At 72.8% G+C, this 24050-nt stretch carries 24 protein-coding genes; 6 read left to right on the top strand and 18 right to left on the bottom strand.

From position 1 onward, the window contains the following. Positions 1 to 2: 2 nt before the first annotated feature. The 4 genes from EIZ62_RS27110 to argC all read right to left on the bottom strand — a co-directional run bounded on the left by EIZ62_RS27110 (position 3) and on the right by argC (position 4527). Positions 3 to 1223, bottom strand: coding sequence for an acetylornithine transaminase (locus EIZ62_RS27110; RefSeq protein WP_156695297.1), 1221 nt, complete (start codon positions 1221 to 1223; stop codon positions 3 to 5). Continuing rightward, positions 1220 to 2119 carry an acetylglutamate kinase gene (gene argB / locus EIZ62_RS27105; RefSeq protein ID WP_156695296.1) on the bottom strand — a complete coding sequence of 300 codons (900 nt, stop codon included), beginning with the start codon at positions 2117 to 2119 and terminating at the stop codon, positions 1220 to 1222. The genes EIZ62_RS27110 and argB overlap by 4 nt, the downstream gene beginning before the upstream one ends. Then, positions 2116 to 3267 (bottom strand): bifunctional glutamate N-acetyltransferase/amino-acid acetyltransferase ArgJ, encoded by a 1152-nt coding sequence (gene argJ / locus EIZ62_RS27100; RefSeq protein WP_156695295.1) that lies wholly within the window; start codon positions 3265 to 3267, stop codon positions 2116 to 2118. Before argJ ends, argB begins: the two co-directional genes overlap by 4 nt. A gap of 231 nt (positions 3268 to 3498) precedes the next feature. Beyond that, positions 3499 to 4527 carry an N-acetyl-gamma-glutamyl-phosphate reductase gene (argC, locus tag EIZ62_RS27095; protein ID WP_156695294.1) on the bottom strand — a complete coding sequence of 343 codons (1029 nt, stop codon included), beginning with the start codon at positions 4525 to 4527 and terminating at the stop codon, positions 3499 to 3501. Between the two features lie 194 nt (positions 4528 to 4721). Here argC and EIZ62_RS27090 point away from each other — a divergent pair, with 194 nt between their 5' ends. After that, positions 4722 to 5327 (top strand): dihydrofolate reductase family protein, encoded by a 606-nt coding sequence (locus EIZ62_RS27090; RefSeq protein WP_156695293.1) that lies wholly within the window; start codon positions 4722 to 4724, stop codon positions 5325 to 5327. A gap of 2 nt (positions 5328 to 5329) precedes the next feature. On the opposite strand, the gene EIZ62_RS27085 is transcribed toward EIZ62_RS27090, so the two are convergent. Continuing rightward, entirely contained in the window at positions 5330 to 6907 is a 1578-nt protein-coding gene (locus EIZ62_RS27085) for a hypothetical protein (protein ID WP_244375984.1), read from the bottom strand. 167 nt (positions 6908 to 7074) lie between these two features. Between EIZ62_RS27085 and EIZ62_RS27080 the strand changes: the two genes are divergently transcribed. Next, a complete protein-coding gene (locus EIZ62_RS27080) occupies positions 7075 to 7572 on the top strand; it encodes a hypothetical protein (protein ID WP_156695292.1) in 498 nt (165 codons plus the stop codon). 30 nt (positions 7573 to 7602) lie between these two features. On the opposite strand, the gene EIZ62_RS27075 is transcribed toward EIZ62_RS27080, so the two are convergent. Together EIZ62_RS27075 and EIZ62_RS27070 are read right to left on the bottom strand one after the other, a co-directional pair. After that, complete coding sequence (locus EIZ62_RS27075; protein ID WP_156695291.1) at positions 7603 to 8781, bottom strand: methyltransferase; 1179 nt, start codon at positions 8779 to 8781, stop codon at positions 7603 to 7605. Between the two features lie 74 nt (positions 8782 to 8855). Further along, complete coding sequence (locus tag EIZ62_RS27070) at positions 8856 to 9293, bottom strand: GNAT family N-acetyltransferase (protein WP_156695290.1); 438 nt, start codon at positions 9291 to 9293, stop codon at positions 8856 to 8858. Between the two features lie 172 nt (positions 9294 to 9465). Between EIZ62_RS27070 and EIZ62_RS27065 the strand changes: the two genes are divergently transcribed. After that, the gene (locus tag EIZ62_RS27065) at positions 9466 to 9657 is read left to right on the top strand and encodes a DUF1918 domain-containing protein (RefSeq protein WP_156695289.1); all 192 of its coding nucleotides are present in this window, start codon (positions 9466 to 9468) and stop codon (positions 9655 to 9657) included. 24 nt (positions 9658 to 9681) lie between these two features. Here EIZ62_RS27065 and EIZ62_RS27060 read toward each other — a convergent pair whose 3' ends face one another. Then, entirely contained in the window at positions 9682 to 10992 is a 1311-nt protein-coding gene (locus tag EIZ62_RS27060) for a glycoside hydrolase family 10-like protein (RefSeq protein WP_156695288.1), read from the bottom strand. A gap of 169 nt (positions 10993 to 11161) precedes the next feature. Between EIZ62_RS27060 and EIZ62_RS27055 the strand changes: the two genes are divergently transcribed. Together EIZ62_RS27055 and EIZ62_RS27050 are read left to right on the top strand one after the other, a co-directional pair. Further along, positions 11162 to 12025, top strand: coding sequence for a 3-hydroxybutyryl-CoA dehydrogenase (locus EIZ62_RS27055; RefSeq protein WP_167536432.1), 864 nt, complete (start codon positions 11162 to 11164; stop codon positions 12023 to 12025). Between the two features lie 155 nt (positions 12026 to 12180). Continuing rightward, entirely contained in the window at positions 12181 to 12438 is a 258-nt protein-coding gene (locus EIZ62_RS27050; RefSeq protein WP_156695286.1) for a hypothetical protein, read from the top strand. A 22-nt stretch (positions 12439 to 12460) separates the two neighbouring features. Here the strand turns inward: EIZ62_RS27050 and EIZ62_RS27045 are convergent, their stop codons facing one another. From EIZ62_RS27045 to infC, 10 genes are all read right to left on the bottom strand, one after another. Further along, the gene (locus tag EIZ62_RS27045; protein WP_156695285.1) at positions 12461 to 12991 is read right to left on the bottom strand and encodes an NUDIX domain-containing protein; all 531 of its coding nucleotides are present in this window, start codon (positions 12989 to 12991) and stop codon (positions 12461 to 12463) included. Between the two features lie 77 nt (positions 12992 to 13068). Next, positions 13069 to 14409, bottom strand: a complete 1341-nt coding sequence (locus EIZ62_RS27040) for an NsdA family TPR-like regulatory protein (protein WP_156695284.1) — start codon at positions 14407 to 14409, stop codon at positions 13069 to 13071. Positions 14410 to 14682: 273 nt separating this feature from the next. Then, complete coding sequence (locus EIZ62_RS27035; RefSeq protein ID WP_156695283.1) at positions 14683 to 15741, bottom strand: PP2C family protein-serine/threonine phosphatase; 1059 nt, start codon at positions 15739 to 15741, stop codon at positions 14683 to 14685. A 150-nt stretch (positions 15742 to 15891) separates the two neighbouring features. Further along, the gene (gene pheT, locus EIZ62_RS27030; RefSeq protein ID WP_156695282.1) at positions 15892 to 18450 is read right to left on the bottom strand and encodes a phenylalanine--tRNA ligase subunit beta; all 2559 of its coding nucleotides are present in this window, start codon (positions 18448 to 18450) and stop codon (positions 15892 to 15894) included. Next, the gene (pheS, locus tag EIZ62_RS27025; RefSeq protein ID WP_156695281.1) at positions 18450 to 19574 is read right to left on the bottom strand and encodes a phenylalanine--tRNA ligase subunit alpha; all 1125 of its coding nucleotides are present in this window, start codon (positions 19572 to 19574) and stop codon (positions 18450 to 18452) included. The genes pheT and pheS overlap by 1 nt, the downstream gene beginning before the upstream one ends. Before the next feature lie 136 nt (positions 19575 to 19710). After that, entirely contained in the window at positions 19711 to 20877 is a 1167-nt protein-coding gene (locus EIZ62_RS27020) for a sensor histidine kinase (RefSeq protein WP_156695280.1), read from the bottom strand. A gap of 54 nt (positions 20878 to 20931) precedes the next feature. After that, a complete protein-coding gene (locus EIZ62_RS27015; RefSeq protein ID WP_156695279.1) occupies positions 20932 to 21786 on the bottom strand; it encodes a TrmH family RNA methyltransferase in 855 nt (284 codons plus the stop codon). Positions 21787 to 21886: 100 nt separating this feature from the next. After that, positions 21887 to 22273, bottom strand: coding sequence for a 50S ribosomal protein L20 (gene rplT / locus EIZ62_RS27010; protein ID WP_064068121.1), 387 nt, complete (start codon positions 22271 to 22273; stop codon positions 21887 to 21889). Positions 22274 to 22375: 102 nt separating this feature from the next. Next, the gene (gene rpmI / locus EIZ62_RS27005; RefSeq protein ID WP_041128339.1) at positions 22376 to 22570 is read right to left on the bottom strand and encodes a 50S ribosomal protein L35; all 195 of its coding nucleotides are present in this window, start codon (positions 22568 to 22570) and stop codon (positions 22376 to 22378) included. Between the two features lie 100 nt (positions 22571 to 22670). Beyond that, positions 22671 to 23309 (bottom strand): translation initiation factor IF-3, encoded by a 639-nt coding sequence (infC, locus tag EIZ62_RS27000; protein ID WP_156695278.1) that lies wholly within the window; start codon positions 23307 to 23309, stop codon positions 22671 to 22673. A gap of 359 nt (positions 23310 to 23668) precedes the next feature. Here infC and EIZ62_RS26990 point away from each other — a divergent pair, with 359 nt between their 5' ends. Then, a complete protein-coding gene (locus EIZ62_RS26990) occupies positions 23669 to 24043 on the top strand; it encodes a DUF1844 domain-containing protein (protein WP_156696621.1) in 375 nt (124 codons plus the stop codon). Positions 24044 to 24050 lie beyond the last annotated feature (7 nt).

Below are 24050 nucleotides of genomic sequence, written 5' to 3'. Positions count from 1 at the left end.
TCTCATTCTCCGGATCGTCCTTCCCCGTGCACGCTGCTGAGGACGCCGGGCAGGGCCCGGAGGAAGGCGTCCACCTCGTCGTCACCGATGACCAGCGGCGGCATGAGCCGTACGACATCGGGGGCGGGCGCGTTCACCAGGAGGCCGGCGTCCTGAGCCGCCTGCTGCACCTGGGGCGCGAGGGGCTCGGTGAGCACGATACCCAGCAGCAGGCCCGCACCACGGACGTGGGAGACCAGCGGGTGGCCCAGTGCCTCGATTCCGCCGCGCAGCTTCTCGCCGAGGCGCTTGACCTGGTCGAGCGTGGAACCGGTGGCGAGGGTGTCGAGTACGGCGAGGCCGGCCGCGCACGCGACGGGGTTGCCGCCGAAGGTCGTGCCGTGGTGGCCCGGCTTCAGCAGCTCCGCAGCCTCGCCGAACGCGACGGTCGCGCCGATGGGCAGACCGCCGCCGAGGCCCTTGGCGAGGGTGACGACGTCCGGCTCGACGCCGTGCGCCTGGTGCTCGAACCAGTGGCCGCACCGCCCGATGCCGGTCTGCACCTCGTCCAGGACGAGCAGGGTGCCGGTGGCGCGGGTGATCTCGCGCGCGGCCTTGAGGTAGCCGGGCGGCGGGACGACCACGCCGTTCTCGCCCTGGATGGGCTCGATGACGACGAACGCGGTGTCCTCGGTGACGGCCGCCCGGAGCGCGTCGGCGTCTCCGTAGGGCACGTGCGTGACGTCGCCGGGCAGCGGGAGGAACGGCTGCTGCTTGGCGGGCTGGCCGGTGAGCGCGAGGGCGCCCATGGTCCGGCCGTGGAAGCCGCCGTCGGTGGCGACCATGTGCGTCCGCCCGGTCAGCCGCCCGATCTTGAAGGCGGCCTCGTTGGCCTCGGCGCCCGAGTTGCAGAAGAACACCCGTCCCGGGCGGCCGAGGAGCTGGAGCAGCCGTTCGGCCAGGGCGACCGGCGGCTCGGCGACGAAGAGGTTGGAGACGTGGCCGAGGGAGCCGATCTGCCTCGACACGGCTTCGACGACGGCCGGGTGGGCGTGGCCGAGGGCGTTGACGGCGATGCCGCCGACGAAGTCGAGGTACTCGGTGCCGTCGGCGTCCCAGACCCTGGCGCCCTCGCCGCGCACGAGAGGGAGGCGGGGCGTGCCGTAGTTGTCCATGAGCGCGCCCCGCCACCGCTGGGTCAGGTGCTCGTTCCCGGTCTCGTTGCCGGTCTCGTTGCCGGTCATGCGTCCCCCTGTCCGTCCGGCACGACCATCGTGCCGATGCCCTCGTCGGTGAAGATCTCCAGCAGGATCGAGTGCTGTACGCGCCCGTCGATGACGCGGGCGGTGGTGACGCCGTTGCGTACGGCGTGCAGGCAGCCCTCCATCTTGGGGACCATGCCGCTGGAGAGCTCGGGCAGCAGCTTCTCCAGCTGGGCGGCGGTGAGCCGGCTGATGACCTCGTCGCTGTGGGGCCAGTCCTCGTAGAGGCCCTCGACGTCGGTCAGGACCATCAGGGTTTCGGCACCCAGCGCCGCAGCGAGTGCCGCAGCCGCCGTATCAGCATTGACGTTGTAGACATGTCCGTCGTCCTCGGAGCGGGCGATCGAGGAGACGACCGGGATGCGGCCGTTGTCCAGCAGTGCCTCGATGGCACCGGTGTCGATCCGGGTGATCTCACCGACCCGCCCGATGTCGACGAGTTCGCCCTCGATGCGTGGCTGGTGCTTGGTGGCGGTGATGGTCTGCGCGTCCTCGCCGGTCATCCCGACGGCGAACGGGCCGTGCTGGTTGAGCAGCCCCACGAGCTCGCGCTGCACCTGCCCGGCCAGGACCATCCGTACGACGTCCATCGCTTCAGGAGTGGTGACGCGCAGGCCGGACTTGAACTCGCTGACCAGGCCCTGTTTGTCGAGCTGGGCGCTGATCTGGGGTCCGCCGCCGTGCACGACGACCGGCTTGAGGCCGGCGTGGCGCAGGAAGACGACGTCCTGGGCGAAGGCGGCCTTCAGTTCCTCGTCGATCATGGCGTTGCCGCCGAACTTGATGACGACGGTCTTGCCGTGATGGCGTGTCAGCCAGGGCAGGGCCTCGATGAGGATCTGCGCCTTGGGCAGTGCGGTGTGCTTGCGAGTGCTCATGAGCTGTACGCGCTGTTCTCGTGGACGTAGTCGGCGGTGAGGTCGTTGGTCCAGATGACCGCGGACTCGGTTCCCGCCGCGAGGTCGGCGGTGATCTTCACTTCGCGGTACCGCATGTCGACGAGGTCGCGGTCCTCGCCGACCGAGCCGTTCTTGCAGACCCAGACGCCGTTGATGGCGACGTTGAGCCGGTCGGGCTCGAAGACGGCGCCGGTGGTGCCGATGGCGGACAGGACACGGCCCCAGTTGGGGTCCTCGCCGTGGATGGCGCACTTGAGGAGGTTGTTGCGGGCGATGGAGCGCCCGACCTCGACGGCGTCGGCCTCGCTCGCCGCGTTGACCACCTCGACGCGGATGTCCTTGGACGCGCCTTCGGCGTCACCGATGAGCTGGCGGCCGAGGTCGTCGCAGACCCGGGTCACGGCGTCGGCGAAGTCGGCGTACGCGGGGGTCGTGCCGGACGCGCCGGACGCGAGGAGCAGGACGGTGTCGTTGGTGGACATGCAGCCGTCGGAGTCGACCCGGTCGAAGGTGACGCGGGTCGCGTCGCGCAGCGCCTTGTCGAGGGTCGCGGCGTCGACATCGGCGTCCGTGGTGAGCACGACGAGCATGGTCGCGAGGCCCGGGGCGAGCATGCCCGCGCCCTTGGCCATGCCGCCGACGGTCCAGCCCTCCTTGGTCACCACGGACGTCTTGTGGACGGTGTCGGTGGTCTTGATGGCGATGGCGGCCTTCTCGCCGCCGTGCTCGGACAGCTCCCCGGCGGCCTTCTCGACGCCCGGCAGGAGCTTGTCCATGGGCAGGAGTACGCCGATGAGGCCGGTGGACGCGACGGCGACCTCGCCGGCGCCGATGTCCAGCACCTCCGCCACCTTCTCGGCGGTGGCGTGGGTGTCCTGGAAGCCCTTGGGGCCGGTGCAGGCGTTGGCGCCGCCGGAGTTGAGGACGACGGCCCGCAGTTCGCCGGTCTTCAGGACCTGCTCGGACCACAGGACGGGCGCGGCCTTGACGCGGTTGGAGGTGAAGACGCCCGCGGCGGCGCGGCGGGGCCCCTCGTTGACCACGAGGGCCAGGTCCGGGTTGCCGTTCGCCTTGATCCCGGCGGCGACGCCCGCGGCCGTGAATCCCTTTGCTGCCGTGACGCTCACTGTGCTTCTCCGTTCGCCCCGCCGCGGTAGCGGCTGATGTCACTGTCGCCCGCGCAGCGCAGAGGTGCGGGCATCGTCGTTGTCCGCGGCCCGGTGGCTGCGCGTGCTCCCCCAGCTGCCGCTGGGAGGTGCCCCCAGCTCACGGTGCCTCTCCGTTCGCTTCTCCGCCCGCGCAGCGCAGAGGTGCGGGCATCGTCGTTGTCCGCGGTCCGGTGGCTGCACGTGCGTCGCTCACGGTGCGACCCCGATCGTGGAAAGACCCGTGTCCTCGGGGAGCCCGAGGGCGATGTTCATGCTCTGCACCGCTCCGCCGGCGGTGCCCTTGGTGAGGTTGTCGATGGCGCTGATGGCGATAACGCGGCCCGCCGCCGCGTCGTACGCGACCTGCACCTGCACGGCGTTGGAGCCGTAGACGGAGGCGGTCGCGGGCCACCGGCCCTCGGGGAGGAGGTGGACGAAGGGCTCGTCGGCGTACGCCTTGGTGTAGGCGGCCCTGACGTCCTCGGCGGTGGTGCCCCGCTTCGCCCTGGCGCTGCACGTGGCGAGGATGCCGCGTGCCATGGGGGCGAGGGTCGGGGTGAAGGAGACGGTGACCGGTTCGCCCGCGACCGTGCCGAGGTTCTGCATCATCTCGGGGGTGTGGCGGTGGCCGCCGCCGACGCCGTAGGGGCTCATGGAGCCCATGACCTCGGAGCCGAGCAGGTGCGGCTTGAGCGCCTTGCCGGCGCCGGAGGTCCCGGTCGCGGCGACGATCACCGCTTCCGGCTCGGCGAGTCCGGCGGCGTACGCCGGGAAGAGCGCGAGCGACACGGCGGTGGGGTAGCAGCCGGGCACCGCGATGCGCTTGGCCCCCTCCAGCGCGGCGCGGGCGCCCGGCAGCTCGGGGAGGCCGTAGGGCCAGGTTCCGGCGTGCGGGGAGCCGTAGAACGTCTCCCAGTCGGACGCGTCCTTCAGCCGGAAGTCGGCGCCCATGTCGATGACCAGGACGTCGTCGCCGAGCCGCTCGGCGACGGCCGCGGACTGGCCGTGCGGCAGGGCCAGGAAGACCACGTCGTGACCGGCGAGGGCCTCGGCGGTGGTCGGCTCCAGGACGCGGTCGGCGAGCGGCAGCAGGTGGGGCTGGAGGCTGCCGAGGGTCTGGCCGGCGTTGGAGTGGCCGGTCAGGGTGCCGATCTCGACCCCGGGGTGCCCGAGGAGCAGACGGAGCACCTCTCCGCCCGCGTATCCGCTCGCGCCCGCCACTGCTGCTCGTACTGCCATCGAAGCCTCCTCGTCGATGGCATGACTATACGCAAGGCTGCACTTTTATGCAATGCGCTGGCGGCGAGTCGAGCGGGGGTCCACGCGTGGGACGTGGCCCGCGCTCCCCGGCGCGGCCGATGAGTTTGCGGCGCACGGCCGGTCCAAGCTCGTGACACCCCTCGACTCGTGACACCCCACGAAAGGACAGCGCCATGTCGGAGCTTCTCGTCGACTTCATCACCTCCCTCGACGGCTACGCGTCGGGAGAGGGCTGGCCCGGGTTCTGGGGCCTCGAAGGCCCGGAGTACCTCGCATGGCTCGGCGATCAGCCCGAGGTCACCTACCTGATGGGAGCGAACACCTACCGCCTGATGTCGGGCTTCGCCGCGGGCGAGGTCCCGGCCGGCCAGGACGAGTTCCGGCCCGAGGAAGAGGCGTCCGTGGACGAGCTCACCCAGGCGCCCAAGGTGGTGTTCTCCTCCTCACTCACCGAGCCGCTGACATGGGCCAACTCCACGCTCGTCCGCGGCGACGCCGTCGAGGCGGTCCGCGCCATGAAGTCGAACGGCTCGGGGCTGCTCAGCACGATCGGCAGCCTCAGCCTGTGCCGGTCCCTGCTGCGGGCCGGACTCGTCGACCGCTTCCGGGTCGTGATGTTCCCGGTGATCACCGGGGCCACGGGCGCGGAACGCATCTACGACGGCTACCCGGACGTCGCCCTCGAGATGATCGAGCACCGCACCTTCGACGGCCGCACCCAGCTGGTGGAGTACAAGCCCCGCGTGCTGGAACACCCGCCGCTCGCCGTCCCCGCGTGACGTCACGCTGCTGCTTGGTTCGCGCGGCTCAGCAGGGCGCGCATCAGGGCCGGGGGCAGTGAAGGGTTGGCGGCGGCCGCCTCGGCCACGTCCTCGTCGTCGGCGAGCAGCTCGCGCAGGGCCGCCACCGGCAGGGCCGGGTGCCCGGCGGCGACGGGCCGGGCACGCTCGTCCACGAGGCAGGCGAGCAGGGCCCGCGCGCCGGCGTTGCGGTGCCGCGCCACCTCGCGGAAGACCCCTCGCACCGGAGGCTCGCGCAGGACCAGGTCCTCCAGCAGGGCAGCCGGGGCATCGGGGTTGGCGGCCACCCGGGCGGCGGTGCGGCTTCCGTGGTCGTCGACCATGGCGCGCAGCCGCGCTCCGGTGAGCCCGGGGTGTGGTGCCACCGCCTTGACCACCTTCGCGTCGGGGTCGAGGGCCAGCGCGTCCCGCACCCCGGCGGGCATATCACGTCGCTCGGCCAGGAGCGTCCGTACGGCGGGCTCCGGTGAGGCGGCCCGCTCCTCGACCTCGGCGGGAGAGGCGGCGGCGATCCGGGGGAGCAGGATCGAGCCGATCCTGGTGGTACGGGCCAGGCCGGTGAGCACGTCGAGCGGTACCCGCGGGTTGAGCGCGAGGCTCCGCCGTACCCCGGGATCTCGGTCCCGGGCGAGCACGCGCATCAGCGCCTCACCGATCGCGGGGTTCTCGGCCAGATCGCCCCGTACGCCCGGGGCCGGATCGGCGGCGAGCCGTTCGCCGACCCCCGGCGGCAGGTCCCGGCGGGTCGCGAGCTGCCGGCGCAGGAGCACGGAGGGGTGTCCGGCGTAGCCGGTGACGGACGCGGTGGGCGTGGCCGGGTTGCCCAGCGCTCGGGCCCGCAGCCGGAGAACGGCGGACTGGTGGGAGCCGTCACACGCGTCGCCGGGCAGCGGCTCGCCGTGGGGTCGTCGGCCGTGCGCATCGTGGACGGAGGGCGTTTCCTTCTGGTCGCACACCAGGCACCGCCGCGCGGCCGGCAGGCCCACACCCGCGAGCAGCATCGCCAGCACCTCCGGTGGCGTCGCCTCGTTGTGCGCCACCGCGCTGCGGACTTCGGTGTGCGGGTGCCGCGCGAGCCGGGCAGCCAGGTCGGGCGTCGCCCACAGCGCCAGCTCGGCGACGACGCGTACGTCCGGGTCGGCGGCGAGCGCCTCCGTCACGTCGGGCGGCAGTCCGGGACAGGCGCCCAGCCTCTCCCGGTGGTCCACGGCCGGGTCCGCGACGAACCGGCGCGCCCACTCAGGGTCGCCGCTCCCGGCGTCAAGCAGCGCGAGCGCGGCGTGCGGGCGCGCCACCGGGTCGACGTCGGCAGCCGTCAGTCTGCCCGCACAGGCGAGTGGCACGGCCGCCTCCTCGACGCGGTCGGCCAGCGCGACCGCCTGCGTGTGCGTGAGGTCCGGGCGATCGGCGAGGACCCCGCCGAGTTCGGCGTCCGCGACGTCGATCAGCCGGTCGACGAGGTCGGGCGGCAGGGCCGGATTGGCGGCGAGACCGTACAGGGCACGGGGATGGGCGCGGGGCACCCGGACATCCTGCTCGGGCTGCGGCAGAACGGCCAAGGCTTTTCCCCGGCGGCCCCGCGCCCACGGCGGCCACGGCGGCCCCGGCAGCCACGGCGGTGACACGGGGGGCGGGTGGCGTGGCGGTAGGATCCGCTGCTCGGGCGGCTCGGCGGACTGGAGGGGACAGGGTGGTGGCGGAACCGGTGGCGGAGGTGCTTGCCCGTATGCCGGAGGTGTTGCGGGAGGTGCCCGCCGACCGGAGCGGCGCCCTGTGGCGTCTCGCGGAGGACGGCCGTCAGCTGGACGCCAACGTGGTGCGCGTGGCCGCCGGTGTGCGGGTCGCCGCGCACGTCGAGCCGGCCCTGGACGTCCTGCTGTACGTCGTGGACGGCGCCGGGCTGCTCGACACCGGGGAGGGCGAACGGCCGCTGGTGGCGGGGTGCCTGGTGTGGCTGCCGCGTGGTGCGCGACGCGGTGTGGCGGCGGGGCCGCGGGGGCTGACGTATGTGACGGTGCACCGGCGCCGGCCGGGCCTCTCCATCGGTGGCGCCCCGGCGGCGGCGGAGGCACCGGTAGCTCCGGACGCCGGGAGGGCGGAGCGGGAGGGCGGCGAGGCGGCGTGCCTGCTGGGCCGGGTGTGCACCGAGTGCGGCCGGCTCGCTCCCGACACGTCCGGCATCCGCTTCTGCGGGTGGTGCGGCGCCCGGCTGCCGGCCGGCTGAGCGGGCGCCCCTGCCGGAAGGGCCGGGCGGCTACTTCTTCACGGCCCGCAGGACCACGAACCTCGGGTCGCTCGCCACGACGTCCGCGTTGCCGAAGATGCGCCGCAGCGTCACGTGGTAGCCGAGGTGCCGGTTGCCGACGACCCACAGTTCGCCGCCGCTGCGCAGTGCGCGCCGGGCGCCGGTGAACATCCGGCGGGCGGTCAGGTCGGTCGTGGCCTGGTGGCTGTGGAAGGGCGGGTTGTTCAGGACGAGGTCGACGGAGCCGGCCGGTACGTCCGCGAGTCCGTCGCCGACCAGGAACTCCGCCTCGCGGTCCGGTCCGGCACCCGCCCGGAAGGTCTCCTCGGCGGACGCCACGGCCTGGTAGGACTCGTCGGTGAAGAGCAGCCGGGCGGCTGGTTCGGCGAGTGCCACGGCCAGGCCCACCACGCCGTTGCCGCAGCCCAGGTCGACGACCCGGGCGTCGCCGAGCCCGCGCGGCAGGTGCTGGAGGAAGAAGCGCGTGCCGACGTCGAGGCGGTCGGCGCAGAAGATGCCGGCGTGGTTGACCACGGTGCGGCCCGCGACGGCGGCCGGGGCGTCGTCGGGGAGGGTGTAGCGGTGCGGCCAGGGGCCGGCGGTGCGCGGGAGCTCCGGGTCGGGCGTGGCGAAGATGAGCCGGGCCTTCTTCACGGCGAGGGACGTGCGGGTCGGGCCGATGAGACGCTCGAAGAGCCGCAGCGTGGAGGTGTGGATCTCCTTGACCATGCCGGTGCCCACGACGAGCGTGCCGGGGTGGAGGGCCGGGGCCAGGCGGTGCAGCTGGTCCTCCAGGAGCCCCAGGCTCTTGGGCACCCTGACCAGGAGCACGTCGATGCGCTCCGGCGGGGTGTCCCTGGTGGTGAGGAGCCGTACGGACGTCTCGTCGAGCCCGGCCCGCGCGAGGTTGGCGCGGGTCGCCTCGCGGGCCAGGAACGAGTCGGTGATCTGGACGACCCGGCCGGGGTGGTGCCCGGCCAGCGAGGTGGCCAGGGCGCCCCACCGGTCGCCGGCGACGACCACGGTGCCCGTGGCGGGGGCGGAGGGCGCGAGGGCGGCGGGCGCGGACTCGGCCAGGTGTCCCAGCAGGTACTCGTCGGCTGCGTCCCAGGCGCGCAGTCGGTCGCGCGGGTCCTCGGGGTGTCGGGCGAGTTCGTACGCGCCCCATGACGTGGTCAGACGGTTCATCGTGCGCCCAGGCTAGCCGGTGGGACGGACACCGCCCGAACCGGCGCCCTGGGGGGCGGCTCCGCCCCGACCGGCTACTGGAACTGGAGGGCCATCCAGTGCTCCGGTACGTCCAGCGACGTGAAGCCGATCTTCCGGTACACCTCGTGCGCGTCGTGCGTGGCGAGCATGATGCGGTGGACGCCGGTCGACGCGAAGTGGTCGCGCACCGCCCGGGCCAGTGCGGTGCCGAGCCCCTTGCCGCGGGCCCCGCGGTCGACGTAGACGTCGCAGAGCCAGGCGAAGGTCGCGTGGTCGGTGACGGCGCGGGCGTAGGCGACGAGTTCGCCGGTGGAGGTCTCGTAGGCGCCGAAGTTGAGCGATCCGTCGATGGCGCGGTCCTGCTTGTCGCGGCTGCGTCCGATGGCCCAGTACGCGTCGGTCGAGAGCCAGTGGTGGATGCGGGCCCGGTCGAGGCGGGCGGCGTCGGTGGAGATCTCGTACGCGTCGGGGGCGGTCGTCGTCTCGTCCATGATCGAACCCTGGCAGGGCGGGGGCCGGTTGTCAGTGGTGCGTGCCACGCTGGTTGCACGGTGAACGAGCGGCACCCGGCCGGCTGCTCCGGGTGACGCGGACCACACCTGCGGACGTAGACTCCCCCTACGGAACGACATTCAGGACAAACCGGCGCAAGGAGGTCACTCGATGCACGCGACCGTGGGCGACAAGCTGTTGGTGCACGGCAGGGTCGTCGGCCAGCACGACAGGACCGCCGAGGTCATCGAGGTGCTCGGCCCGGACGGCACACCCCCGTACCGCGTCCGCTTCGACGACGGGCACGAGACCCTGATGTCCCCGGGCCCCGACAGCGTCGTACGCCACAAGGAGCCCGGCTAGGGCACACCGAGGGGCGTGCACGCCCTAGCCCGGCGGGCGGGCCGCCGTCGGGTAGTGGTCGGCCACGACCCTGGCCATCGCCCCGATGCGGTCCGTCACGACCTCCTTGGCCGAGAAGAAGACGTGGCCGCCCACCCGGGGGTGCTCGCCCGCCAGGGTGAGGTGGCGTGACAGCTCCGTCGGGTCCTGCCAGGCGGCCGGCTGGGCGGGGTCGCCGGCCTTGTACAGCGCCTCCCCCACGTACAGGTCCACGCCCGTGCCGCGCGCCACCTCGTCCCACCAGGGCACCAGCTCGGCGTAGTCGGCGGCGGCGTTGCCGATGTGCCAGTAGAGCTGCGGCACCACGTAGTCGATCCAGCCCTCCTTGACCCATTTCCGGGTGTCGGCGTGCAGGTCGTCGTAGGTTTGCACGCCCGCCCGGGTGTTCGAGCCGAGCGGGTCGGTGGCGGCGTTGCGCCACACACCGAAGGGGCTGATCCCGAACGCGACGTCCTTGCGGGTCTCCTGGATCCGCTCGGACATCTCCCGCACCAGCCGGTCGATGTTGTCCCGCCGCCACGCCGCCTTGTCCGGGAAGCCCGCGCCGTGTGCGGCGAAGGTGTCGTCGTCGGCGAAGGCCTGCCCGGCCACCGGATAGGGGTAGAAGTAGTCGTCGAAGTGCACGCCGTCGACGTCGTAGCGGCGTACCGCGTCGAGCATGGCGTCCTGGACGAAGCCGCGCACCTGCGGCAGGCCCGGGTTGTAGTAGAGCTTGCCGCCGTAGGGCAGGACCCAGTCCGGGTGGACCCGGGCGGGGTGGCCTTCGGTGAGCCTCGCCGGGTCGGTGTGGTTGGCCACCCGGTAGGGGTTGAACCAGGCGTGCAGCTCCAGGCCGCGGGCGTGGGCCTCGGTGACGGCGGTGCCCAGCGGGTCCCAGCCGGGGTCGCGGCCCTGGACGCCGGTGAGGTACTGCGACCACGGCTCGTACGGCGAGGGCCACAGGGCGTCGGCGGTTGGCCGCACCTGGAACACCACCGCGTTCAGCCGCCGCTCCACGGCCGCGTCGAGGAAGGCCAGCAGCTCGGCGCGCTGGCGGTCGGCGGTCAGGCCCGGCTTGGACGGCCAGTCACGGTTGGCCACGGTCGCCAGCCACATCCCGCGGAACTCCTTGCCCGCGGCCCTCCTCCCCCGGTGTCCGCGCCGCCCCCGCAGCCCCGCCGGCTCACCGGGGTCCTTGACGTGCCCACGGCTGTCACGGTCGGGCCGGGGCGCGGCGCCCGCGCCCGTCGTGGCCCACAGCGACGCCAATACTCCGGCCGCTGCCGCCGCCAGGTTCCTTCTGCCGATATGCCGCATTCATATGCCCCTTTACCAGCGTGTTGTCCCGTTCTCGCCCGGTCCCCGCAGAGCATGCCCGCCCCGGACCGCCCTGCACCCGCGCGAACGGAGTAACGTCGTGGGGTCGAGGCGGGCACCGGAATCACACGGGGATCCTGCCGCAGGGAAGATCAGCGAAAGGCACGATGTGACCGACATCGAACGCGTCGGAGTGGTGGGCTGCGGCCAGATGGGCGCGGGCATCGCGGAGGTGTGTGCCCGCAGCGGCCTGGAGGTCATGGTCGCCGAGACCACCGGCGAGGCGCTGGAGATCGGCCGTACCCGGCTGTACAACTCGCTCTCCAAGGCCGCCCAGCGGGGCAAGATCACCGAGGAGGAGCGGGACGCGACGCTGGCCCGCCTCAGCTTCACCACCGACCTGGGCGAGTTCGCCGACCGCGACCTGGTCATCGAGGCGGTCGTCGAGAACGAGCAGGTGAAGACGGAGATCTTCCAGGTCCTCGACCAGGTGGTCACCCGCCAGGACGCGATCCTCGCCTCGAACACCTCCTCCATCCCGCTGGTGAAGCTGGCCGTGGCGACGTCCCGCCCCGACCAGGTCATCGGCATCCACTTCTTCAACCCGGCCCCGGTGCAGCAGCTCGTCGAGCTGATCCCGGCGCTGACCACGTCCGAGGGCACCATCAGCCGCTCCCAGGCCGTGGTCGAGAAGGTGCTGGGCAAGCACGCGATCCGCGCCCAGGACAGGTCGGGCTTCGTGGTGAACGCGCTGCTGATCCCGTACCTGCTCTCCGCGATCCGGATGTTCGAGTCGGGGATCGCCAGCCGCGAGGACATCGACAACGGCATGGAGATGGGCTGCGCCCACCCCATGGGCCCGCTCAAGCTCGCCGACCTGATCGGCCTGGACACGGTCGCCTCGGTCGCGGACTCGATGTACGCCGAGTACAAGGAGCCGCTGTACGCCGCTCCCCCGCTGCTCCAGCGCATGGTGGACGCGGGTCGCCTGGGCCGCAAGACCGGCTCGGGTTTCTACCCGTACGAGGTGTGACGCACGTCCTCCCGTACGGCGGGTGACGCAGAGCGACGAAGTTTCGCACGGGGTGTGCGGAGCGTGTTCGCATATGCCCTGCGCACACGCTCCCCGCGTCCCACCCGGGGGAGTTGACTCGGATCCGCTCAGTCGACCAAGAGGAGCGGAGAACCGTGACCACCGACCCCGAACACTTAACCGCCGTCGAGGAGTTCGCCGAGCTGCGCCGCTGTCTCGATGTGGGGCTCGCCCGTATCGACGGGCAGCTGGCGCTGCTTGCCCAGCGGCACGGCCAGATCGACCGTGACCTGACCGATCTGGCCGCGCGCGTCGCCGCCCTGGAGCAGGCCAGGTGGCCGCTGCCCGCCGTCTCCGCGTTCACCGCCGTGGGCGCCCTGGCGGTGGCGGTCTGGCAGGCGCTCGGCAGGTGAGGACGGCGCCCCGCGAGGCGGGTCAGCCGAGCCGGAGATGGTGCAGCATCAGCAGCCCGGCCGCCATGTTGGCGGCCGGGACCTCTCCGCGCGCGATCATGTCGGGGACGAGTTTCAGCGGTATCCACTCCCGGCGGGACGATTCGAAGTCGTCCTCGGGGTGGCCCGTGTAGGTCGCCTCCTCCGACCAGTAGAGGTGGTGGCGCGCGTCGGTCAGGCCGTTGGACGGCTCGACGGTCAGCAGGTGGTGGAGGGGTCCGGGGCGCCAGCCCGTCTCCTCCTCCATCTCGCGGGCGGCCGCGGCGGCGATGTCCTCGCCGTCCTCGACCACCCCCGCGGCGAGTTCCCAGCCCCAGCTGTCGGTGATGAAGCGGTGCCGCCACAGCATCAGCACCTCGTTGGCCGTGTTGACCGCGGTCGCCACCGCGACCGGGCGGAGCCGGATGAGGAAGTGGTCCAGGTGCCGGCCGTCCGGGAGGGCGACGTCCGCCAGATTGACCTTGAACCAGCGGTTCTCATAAATGGTTTGTTCGCTCAGGTTCGTCCACTGCACGTTTCTGCCACCTTCCGACAAGTAGATGGCAATATCGCAGCAGGCTCATGGACCGTGCGGAACGTCGCACGGGAAGGTCACAGCGGCACGCGCAGCGCTCCGTCGATGAGGCCGGCCGCTTCCGCCGCGTCGTCGCAGCCGCTCGCGACGAGGTGTTCGCGCACCTCCCGCAGCCGGTCCCGCAGCCGCTGCGACTCCATCCCCCGCGCCCGCTCGGCCATTTCCGAGGCCGTCACCGCCGCCCGGTCCGCCTCGCCCTGCCGCAGCTCGATCTGGCTCAGCATGGCGAGCCGGTGCACCCGCCCCCGGTCGTGCGCGGGGGTGCGCACCGCCGCGGCGGCGTGCTCCCGTGCGCCGGTCAGGTCACCCAGGCTCAGCAGGGCCTCGGCCACCTGTACGTTGACCAGCCCCGGCTGGACGTAGCCGGTCTCGTCCGGCTCGCGCACCGGCTGGATCCGCTCCGCCTCCGACTCCGCGCGCCGGATGCATCTCAGCGCCCCGGTCCCGTCGCCCAGGTGTGCGTACGCCTTGGCCTGCATCGCGTGCAGGTCCGCGGCGAGCGCCGGGGTGATCTGCGCCCCGGCGGTCCGCAGCGCCGCCTCCGCGAACGCCACCGCCTGCCGGTGCTCCCCCATGAACAGCGACTGGTTGACCAGCAGGGCGATCACATAGGCGCCGAGCCCGCGGTCCCCGCTCGCCTTCGCCAGCCGCAGCGCCTGGTGGAAGTAGCGCTGCGCGAGGCCGTGCGCGTCCGAGTCGTACGCGCAGATCCCGGCGACCGCCACCAGCCCTCCCGTCGCGCGGTGCAACTGGCGGCCCAGGGCGTCGTTGTAGCGGCCGCGCAGCAGCGGCGCCGTCTCGGCGTTCAGGAAGCCCACGATCCGGGCGCGGGTGGCGATCCCGCCCGCCCGCCGGTACATCAGCTCGTAGTGGGCGCGGGCCGCGCGCAGCATGGTGATGTCGGACATGCTGACCCGGGTCTGGCCGTCGCGCGAGACGTCGGCGTCCTCCGGGGGGTTCTCCCACTCCCAGACGGGCATCACGGCCGGGGTGCCCGTCACCGCCGGTGCGCCCAGTATGTGCGGGCGTTGCTGCTCGTCGGAGCGCCACAGCGCGGTGGCCCGCTCCACGAACCCGGACAGCGGGGAACCGTGCGTCGCGGCCGCCCCGCCGGGGACGCCGAGCCCGATGTCGTCGAGGGTCACCGGCCGGTGCAGCCGGGCACCGAGCACCTCGCAGATCAGGTCCGGCACCTGGCCGCGCGGCCGCTGGCCCTTCAACCAGCGGGCCACCGCGGTGTGTTCGTACCGCAGCGACAGGCCTCTCGCCCGGCCGGCCTGGTTGACGTGGGCGGCCAGGCCCGCGTGGGAGATGCCCGCCTCGTCGAGCAGGGCGTCGAGCAGGGTGTTGGGCTGCATGGGCCCCTCCGGTGACTCGGTGTGCCCAGACTAGTGGAGACCGGTTCGCACGGGGTGTGAACGGAATGCCCGTATCCGTGCCCCGCGCGCTCTGCCGCCGTACGTCCGGGGCCGGTTGACTGGGCGGTCTCTCACAGAGGCGGCCGGGCCGCCGGCTCCCCCCTCGTACAGTGCGGCGGCCCGCGAAGGCGCCGTCCGTCCTGCCTGATCTGCCCGACACTCCGCGGCAGGCCGGACGGCGCCCGGCCGCACCGTCCATGTCCCGGCAGCACGTCAGCGAGGGGAGGGTGAAGGGCGGGTGCGGCGCAGCTCAGGGTCCGCGGGCTGCGCCGGCACCCGGGAACGGTCGTTGCGGACGACCATCAGGGCCACGTCGTCGGTCAGCCGCCCGCCGGTGTGGCGCAGCAGCGCCGAGTGCACCCGGTGGATCAGGGCCTCCGGGGGCACCGGCGTCCCGAGCAGGGCCCGGTCCAGCGCGTCCTGGAGCCGGAAGAACCGCCCGGAGGTGTCCCTCGCGTCCTCGGCGCCGTCGGTGTGGAGGAACAGCGCCTCGCCGGGCAGGAGCGTCGTGCACCGGTGCGGCGCCGGCTCGGCCGGCAGCGGCAGGACGCCCAGCGGCGGCAGCGGCTCCCCGGCCGCGACGGGTTCGGCACGCGTGCCGGCCAGCCGGTAGGGCCAGGGGTGCCCGCAGTTGAGGGCGAGCACGGCCCCGTCCGCGCGGACCTCCAGCAGCAGTACGGTGACGAATTCCTCCGCCGCCGGGTGCGCCGGGTCCCCTCCGCCCGCCGCGGGGTGCTCGTCGCGCGCCCGCTCCCGCAGGTGCCGCCCGAGCGCCCGTTCCAGTCGTCGCAGGACGTCCCCGAGCGCGGGCTCGTCGTGCGCGGCCTCGCGGAAGCTGCCCAGTACGGCGGCGGCCGCAGCGAGCGCGGGCAGCCCGTGCCCGCGTACGTCCCCGATGACGATCCGCACCCCGTGCGGGGTGGCGACCGCCTCGTACAGATCGCCGCCGACGGCGGCGCCCCGGGCGGCGGACAGCTGGGCGGCGGCGAGGGAGAGGCCGTCGAGCCGGGGCGGCGGCGGGCGCAGCAGGACCTGCTGGGTGGCCCGGGCGACGGCTTTGACCTGTTTCAGTTCCTTGGCCGGCCCGCAGCGCATGCCCAGGGCCAGGCCGGTGCCCACGGTGAAGAAGACGGCGCTGGTGGCGATGCGTGCCGCCGTGCCCTCCTGCTGGGCGATCGGGCAGGTGAGTTTCCACAGGACGGCGACGGCGCCCCAGAGCGAGGGGAGCGCCAGCGGGGCAAGGCGACGAAGCCAGGAATGCGTACGCAGCATGCGGACCGCCCTTCTCCAGGCCCCTCCCCGCGGTCGGGACGATTGTGTCGATCGTCCATGCGCCGGGGGAACATCCACCAGACTTCCCACTCGAACGAGTGAGGGGCACGGCCGGTGTTCCGGCCATGCCCCTCAGCGCGCTGTGGGCCGTCAGGCGCCGCGCAGCACCGCGCCGGTCCGCTCGGCGGCCAGGGCCACCGCGGTGTCACGGGCGGCCGACGCCTCCTCGACGGTCAGGGTGCGGTCGGCGGCGCGGAAGCGCAGCGCGTAGGCGAGGGACTTCCGGCCCTCGCCGATCTGCTCTCCGGTGAAGACGTCGAACAGCCGGACGGACTCCAGCAGTTCGCCCGCGCCGTCGCGCAGCGCGGCCTCGACGTCGGCGGCGGGCACGTCCCGGCCGACGACCAGGGCGACGTCCTGGGTGGCGACCGGGAACGTGGAGATCCTCGGTGCGCGCAGCGCGCCGGACGAGGCGCGCTCGACGGTGTCGAGGTCCAGCTCCATCGCGCACGTCCGGTCGGGCAGGTGCAGCGCCTTGACGACGCGGGGGTGCAGCTCGCCCGCGTACCCGACGGTCCGCTCCTCGCCGTCCACCACGACCGCGAGCTCGGCGCAGCGACCGGGGTGCCACGGGCCGTACTGGCCCTGGCGCACGATCAGTTCGGCGCCGGCCTCACGGGCGACGGTCCGGGCGGCCTCGACGGCGTCGGCCCAGTCGGCCGGGCGGCCCTTGCCCCACCAGCCGGCCTGCTCGCGCGCCCCGGCGAGCACCACGGCGGCGTGCCGCGGCTGCTCGGGCAGCGGCGCGTTGAGCCGGGCGATCTCCTCGTCGGTCGGGCGCCGGTCGACGGGGAGGACGACGGCGGTACCGGCCTCGGCGGCCGGGTGGAAGACCAGCCCGGTCTCGAAGAGCGCCAGGTCGTGGCTGCCGCGGCCGTTGTTGCGGCGCAGCGCGCCGAGCAGGCCCGGCAGCAGGGTGGTGCGCATCGCCGGCTCTTCGTCGGAGAGCGGGTTGACCAGCTTCACCACCCGGCGGTTGGGGTCGTCGGCCTCGAGGGCCAGCTGGTCGAAGACCTGCTCGGCGACGAACGGGTAGTTCGGCGCCTCGACGTACCCGGCGCCCGCGAGCGCCCGGCCGACGCGGCGGTGCAGCCGCTGGCGGGCGGTCAGGCCGCGGCCGGACGGCGGCTGGGGCAGCGTGGAGGGCAGGTTCTCGTACCCCTCCAGCCGGATGACCTCCTCGGCGAGGTCGTTGGGGTGGGCGAGGTCGGGGCGCCAGGACGGGACGGTGACGGTGAGCTCGTCCTGCCCGTAGACGTCGCAGCCGACCTCCTGGAGGCGGCGTACGACGGTCTCGCGGCCGTAGGCGACACCGGCGACGCGGTCGGGGTGGTCGGCCCGCATCAGGACGGTGCGCGGCGCGGAGGGCGCGAGGATCTCGGTGACCCCGGCCTCGGCGGTGCCGCCCGCGAGGAGGACCAGCAGGTCGACGGTGCGCTGCGCCGCTGCGGCGGCGGCCTGGGGGTCGACGCCGCGCTCGAAGCGCCGGGACGCCTCGGAGGACAGCTTGTGGCGGCGGGCGGTGCGGGCGATGGCGACCGCGTCGAAGTGGGCCGCCTCGATGACCACCTCGGTGGTGCCGCGCACCTCGCCCGTCTCGGGGTCGGTGACGGAGTCGGCGATCTCGGTGTGGGCGCCGCCCATGACGCCCGCGAGGCCGATGGGGCCGCCCTCGTCGGTGATGACCAGGTCCTCGGCGTCGAGGACCCGCTTGACACCGTCGAGGGTGGTGATCTTCTCGCCCTGCTCGGCGCGGCGGACGCCGATCGCGCCCTGGATCCGGGTGCGGTCGTAGGCGTGCAGCGGCTGGCCCAGCTCCAGCATCACGTAGTTGGTGATGTCGACGGCGAGCGAGATCGGGCGCATGCCCGCCTTCTGGAGGCGGCGGCGCAGCCAGATCGGTGAGCGTGCCTCGGGGTCGAGGCCGACGACGGTGCGCGCGGTGAAGCGGTCGCAGCCCATGGGGTCGGCGACCTTGACGGTGTGGCCGTACGAGTTGGGCGCGGGCACGTCGAGGAGCGCCGGGTCACGCAGGGGCAGGCCGTAGGCGGTGGCGGCCTCGCGGGCCACGCCGCGCATCGACAGGCAGTAGCCCCGGTCGGGGGTGACGGCGATGTCGAGGACCTCGTCGTACAGCTCCAGCAGCTCGGTGGCGTCGATGCCGACCTCGTACTCCGGCGGGAGCACGATGATGCCTCCGCTGCCGTCGTCGCCCATGCCGAGCTCGTCGCCGGAGCAGATCATGCCGCGCGAGACCTTGCCGTACGTCTTGCGCTCGGCGATCCGGAAGTCACCGGGGAGGACGGCGCCGGGCAGGGCCACGACGACCTTGTCGCCCTCGGCGAAGTTCCGGGCGCCGCAGATGATCTCCTGGGGCTCACCGGTGCCTCCCCCAGAGCCTTCGGCCTGGGAGGTGCCCCCAGCGTCGCCGACGTCGACGGTGCAGAAGCGGATGGGCTTCTTGAACTCGGTCAGTTCCTCGATGGTGAGGACCTTGCCCACCACGAGCGGGCCCGTCAGGCCGGCGCCGAGCTGCTCGACGGTCTCGACCTCCAGCCCGGCCGACACCAGCTTGGCCTGTACGTCACGGCCGGTCGCCGTCGCCGGCAGGTCGACGTACTCCCGCAGCCACGAAAGCGGGACCCGCATCAGATCTCCATCCCGAACGGCCGGGTGAACCGGACGTCACCCTCGACCATGTCTCGCATGTCTTCGACGTTGTGGCGGAACATCAGCATCCGCTCGATGCCGAACCCGAAGGCGAATCCGCTGTACTTCTCGGGGTCCACGCCGCAGGCGGTCAGCACCTTGGGGTTGACCATGCCGCAGCCGCCCAGCTCGATCCAGCCCTCGCTGGAGCAGGTGCGGCAGGGCCGGTCCGGGTTGCCGACGGACTCGCCGCGGCACACGTAGCAGACCATGTCCATCTCGGCGGACGGCTCGGTGAAGGGGAAGAAGTTCGGCCGGAGCCGGGTCTTCATGCCCTCGCCGCCGAACAGCGCCCGCACCATGTGGTCCAGCGTGCCCTTGAGGTCGGCCATGGTGAGGCCCTCGTCCACGGCGAGCAGCTCGACCTGGTGGAAGACCGGGGTGTGCGTGGCGTCCAGCTCGTCCGTGCGGTACACGCGGCCGGGGCAGATCACGTACAGCGGCGGCTCGCGGTCCAGCAGGGAGCGGACCTGGACGGGCGAGGTGTGGGTGCGCAGCACGACACCGGAGCCGGACGTGCCCTTCTCGTCGGCGACGAAGAAGGTGTCCTGCTCACCGCGGGCGGGGTGGTCGACGGCGATGTTGAGCGCGTCGAAGTTGAGCCACTCGGACTCGACCTCGGGGCCCTCGGCCACCTCGTAGCCCATCCCGACGAAGACGTCCTCGATGCGCTCCATGAGGGTGGTCAGCGGGTGGCGGGCGCCGGGCGGGGTGCGGTCGTGGGGCAGGGTGACGTCCACCGCCTCCTCGACCAGCACGCGCGCGTCGCGCTCCGCCTCCAGCTCGGCCTGGCGGGCGGCCAGGGCCTTGTTCACGGCACCGCGGGCCTGGCCGACGCGCTTGCCGGCCTCGGCCTTGGCGTGCGGCGGCAGCGCGCCGATCTCCCGGTTGGCGAGCGCGAGCGGTGAGGTGGGGCCGGTCTGGGCGACCTTGGCCTCGTGGAGCGCGTCGAGGTCGCCGGCGGCGGCGAAGGCGGCGAGCGCCTCGTCCCGCATGCGCTCGATCTCTTCCGGTTTCAGTGCCTCGACCTCGACTGGGTCGTACGACTTGTTCGGTGCCGACATCTCTTCCCGTACTTCCGATGGGCTGGCTGGGGCCCCCGCTCGACGACCGAGGACGCAAAGGTGCCAAAGGACGAGTCTAACGGGGTGTGGGCAGGCGGATGAGCCGTGGATCAGCCCGTGGACGCGTGCGCGGCCCTCACTGGGTGAGATAGGCCGGGGCGCCCACGGGCAGGGTAAATCGGAACTGGGCGCCACCGGCGGGTCCGCGGCCGACGGTGATGGTGCCGCCGTGCGCCTCGACGATGCCCTTGACGATGTACAGGCCGAGGCCGGTTCCGCCGCGCTTGCTGCCCCGCCAGAAGCGGGTGAAGACACGGCCCATCGACTCCTCGGGGATGCCGGGGCCTTCGTCGCTCACGGTGACGGCCGTTCCCTTCTCGTCGTCGGTGGGGCCGGTGGGGGCCACCTCGATGGTGACGGTTCCCTCGCCGTGGCGCACGGCATTTTCGAGGAGGTTGCCGAGGACCTGGTCGATCTTGTCGGGGTCGGCCCACAGATCGGGCAGCGGGCCCCGCACCCGGACGAGGAAGCGGTCCGGGGACTGGCCGCGGGTGGTGTGCGCCTGGACGTGGCGGCCGACGGCGGCGGCGACGTCGACCGGCTGGCGGCGCACCTCGAGGCGGCCGGAGTCTATTCGGGAGATGTCGAGGAGTTCGGCGATCAGCCGGGTGACGCGGCCCGCGTCGGCGTCGACGGTCTCCAGCATCAGCCGCTTCTGGTCGTCGGTGAACCGCTCCCACTTGGCGAGCAGGGTGGCGGTGAAGCCCTTGACGGAGGTGAGCGGGGAGCGCAGTTCGTGGGCGACGGTGGCGATCAGCTCGGCGTGGCTGCGTTCGGTCCGCCGCCGCGCCTCGGTGCCGCGCAGGGAGACGACGACCTTCCGGACCGGCCCCAGGGGCTCGTCGCGCACGTAGCGGGCGGCGACGAGGACCTCCCGGTTGCCCGGCAGCAGCAGGTTGCGCTCCGGCTGCCCGACGCGGATCGCGAGGCCTCCGTACGGGTCGGTCAGCGCCCACCAGCGCCGGCCCTTGAGGTCCTCCAGGGGCAGCGCCCGCTCCAGCGGCTGCCCGAGCGCGTCCGCCCGGGCGACGGCGGTGAGGCGTACGGCGGCGGCGTTGAAGCACACCACCCGGCCGTTCTCGTCGGCGACGACGAGCCCGTCGGGGAGGTCGTCGGGGTCGATGGCGGGCAGCCCGGTGCCGGGCCCCTGGGACGCGCCGGGGCCACCGGATGCGTCCGCGTCCGCCGCCGCGCCCAGTAAAGCGCCCTTCCGCGCGGCGGGCCTGCTGGTGCCGACCGTCATCCCCGTCCCCCACCCCTCCGTCCGACGCAGCGGGCCCCCGAACCCGTCACCCTACTAGCTGGAGGTGACGGAGCGGCACCCTCCGGCAGCACGCTGCGCACGGGCGGAGCCGTAGAGACATACGGCGGCGGCGGTCGCGAGGTTCAGGCTCTCGGCCTTGCCGTGGATCGGGACGCGCACCACGGCGTCCGCGAGGGCGCGGGTCTCCTCGGGCAGGCCCCACGCCTCGTTGCCGAAGATCCAGGCGGTGGGGCCGCCCATGGTGCCCGCGTCGAGCTCGGCGTCCAGGTCGTCCTCGCCGGCCCCGTCGGCGGCGAGGATCCGCACCCCGGCGCCCTTGAGCCCGGCGACGGCCTGCTCCACGGGGACCCCGACCGCGACGGGCAGGTGGAAGACGGAGCCGACCGAGGCGCGCACGGCCTTGGGGTTGTAGAGGTCGACGGAGGCGTCGGTGAGGACGACGGCGTCGGCGCCGGCCGCGTCGGCGCAGCGCAGCACGGTCCCGGCGTTCCCGGGGTCGCGTACGTGGGCGAGGACGGCGACGAGCTTGGGGCGGGCGGCGAGGATCTCCTCGAACGGCGAGTCCAGGAACCGGCAGACCCCGAGCAGCCCCTGCGGGGTGACGGTCTGCGAGACCTCGGCGAGCACGGCGTCGGAGGCGTGGTGGACGCGGGCGCCGGTGGCGCGGGCGGCCTCGACGATGTCGGCGTACCGCTCGGCGGCCTCGACCGTGGTGAACAGCTCCAGCAGGGTCGGCTCGCCGGCGCTGCGGTGCGCGACGGCCTCGCGCACCGCCTGGGGGCCCTCCGCGATGAACCGGCGCTCCTTGCCCCTGAAGTTGCGCTTGGCGAGCCGCCGCGCCGCGATGACGCGCGGGGAACGGGGGGAGATCAGCTCGGGGGTGCCCATGTGGTCGGCGGCTCTCTTCTCGTACGCGACGGGGTGGAACAGACCGGACCCGCAGGCTCGGGGCCTGCGGGTCCGGGGTGAAGAACTGCGGCCTGACGGGTCAGGCGGCGGCCTTCGGGGCGTTGACGTCGCTCGGGAGCGCCTTCTGGGCGACCTCGACGAGCGCGGCGAACGCGTTGGCGTCGTTGACCGCGAGCTCGGCCAGGATCTTGCGGTCCACCTCGATGTTGGCGGCCTTCAGACCCTGGATGAGGCGGTTGTACGTCATGCCGTTGGCGCGGGCAGCGGCGTTGATGCGCTGGATCCACAGCTGACGGAAGTCGCCCTTGCGCTTCTTGCGGTCGTTGTAGTTGTAGACCAGCGAGTGGGTGACCTGCTCCTTGGCCTTGCGGTACAGGCGCGAACGCTGACCGCGGTAGCCGCTGGCCTGCTCGAGGATCGCCCGGCGCTTCTTGTGGGCGTTGACTGCCCGCTTGACGCGTGCCACTTGTTAACTCCTTGTAGCGGGGCCGTGGGTGGACTCACACGGCCCGGAAACGATATGGGTCCCGGTGTCGGGCTGCCCCCGTGGGCCGGGGGCGGAGGTCAGTCAGATGCCCAGCATCTTCTTGATCTTGGCGCTGTCACCCGGGGCCATCTCGGCGTTGCCGGTGAGGCGACGCGTCAGCTTGGACGACTTGTGCTCGAGCAGGTGGCGCTTGCCGGCGCGCTCGCGCAGGATCTTGCCGGAGCCGGTGACCTTGAAGCGCTTCTTGGCACCGGAGTGCGTCTTGTTCTTCGGCATAGCGCCGTTCTCTCCTCGTCAGTGGCGCTCCCAGCCGGTCCGGGGACCGGCCCTCGGGAGCGTCATGTGTGTCGGTTGGACCCTGGGCGGCTGCCCGGGATCAGGCCTCGGCGGCCTCGTCGGCGGGCTCGTCCGCGTGCACGGCCTCGTCGGCGTGGGCGGGCTGGCCCTGGCGCTCGGCCTTGCGGGCGGCCTGCGCCTCGCGGGCCTCGGCCATCGCCTCGGTCTTCTTCTTGTGCGGGCCGAGAACCATGATCATGTTCCGGCCGTCCTGCTTGGGGTTCGACTCGATGAAGCCGAGCTCCTGGACGTCCTCCGCGAGCCGCTGCAGCAGCCGGTAGCCGAGCTCCGGCCGGGACTGCTCGCGACCACGGAACATGATCGTGATCTTGACCTTGTCGCCCTGCTTGAGGAACCGGACGACATGACCCTTCTTGGTGTCATAGTCGTGCGGGTCGATCTTCGGCCGGAGCTTCATCTCCTTGATGACCGTGTGCGCCTGGTTCTTGCGCGCCTCACGGGCCTTCATGGCCGACTCGTACTTGAACTTCCCGTAGTCCATGAGCTTGCAGACCGGCGGACGGGCGTTCGCCGCGACCTCGACGAGGTCGAGGTCGTACTCCTGCGCAAGCTCCAGGGCCTTGGCAAGCGGAACAATCCCGACCTGCTCGCCGCTGGGACCGACAAGTCGCACCTCGGGAACGCGAATCCGGTCGTTGATGCGGGGCTCGGCGCTGATGGATCCTCCTCGGTAGCACCACGCGAACGCCTGGCGGACGGACGCGTAACGTCTGTTTTAGTGAGACCAACCGCGCCGGCACATGAAAAATGCCCCGGACGGGACACAGGCGGGGCTCCACGTGCTACCGGAGCACCGCCACGGCGTACCGCGGGGCGCACATCGGGCGGCTCCATCGTCCGTACGGAACGATGGTGGCCGCCTGACCGGTGACCCGCCGTCCCGGAGGACGGTCAGGTGGGAGATCGGAGCCTCCACTTGTGGGCCGGAGCACGAGTCGTGTCCGGCCGGTCGTCACACCAGGTTACCAGTTCCCGCCGGGTGCGGCGAACCGTGGCGGGGCGCATATCGTGGGCCCCATGAGTGACGCAACGCCGAGCAACGCCTCCGCCGCCGAGACCACCGATTTCGAGACCATGACCCGCGACATCGCGGAGGTCCCCGCGGTCGAGGTGATCGTGACGGTCGCCGTCAACCTGATGAGCGCCGCCGCCGTCAAGCTCGGCCTCACCGAGGAGGGCGACCAGTACAAGGACCTCGACGAGGCGCGCAAGCTGATCCACGCGCTGGCGGGCCTGCTCGACGCGGGCGCCACCGAGATCTCCTCGTTCCACGCCGCGCCGCTGCGCGACGGCCTGAAGTCCCTCCAGCTGGCGTTCCGCGAGGCCTCCTTCGTCCCGGACGAGCCGGGCCAGGGGCCGGGCGAGAAGTACACGGGCGCGGTGTACGGCTGAGCCGCCC

Origin of the sequence: Streptomyces ficellus (assembly GCF_009739905.1) — a bacterium.
Lineage (GTDB): Bacteria > Actinomycetota > Actinomycetes > Streptomycetales > Streptomycetaceae > Streptomyces > Streptomyces ficellus_A.
This window is presented reverse-complemented; position numbering and strand designations above follow the sequence as displayed.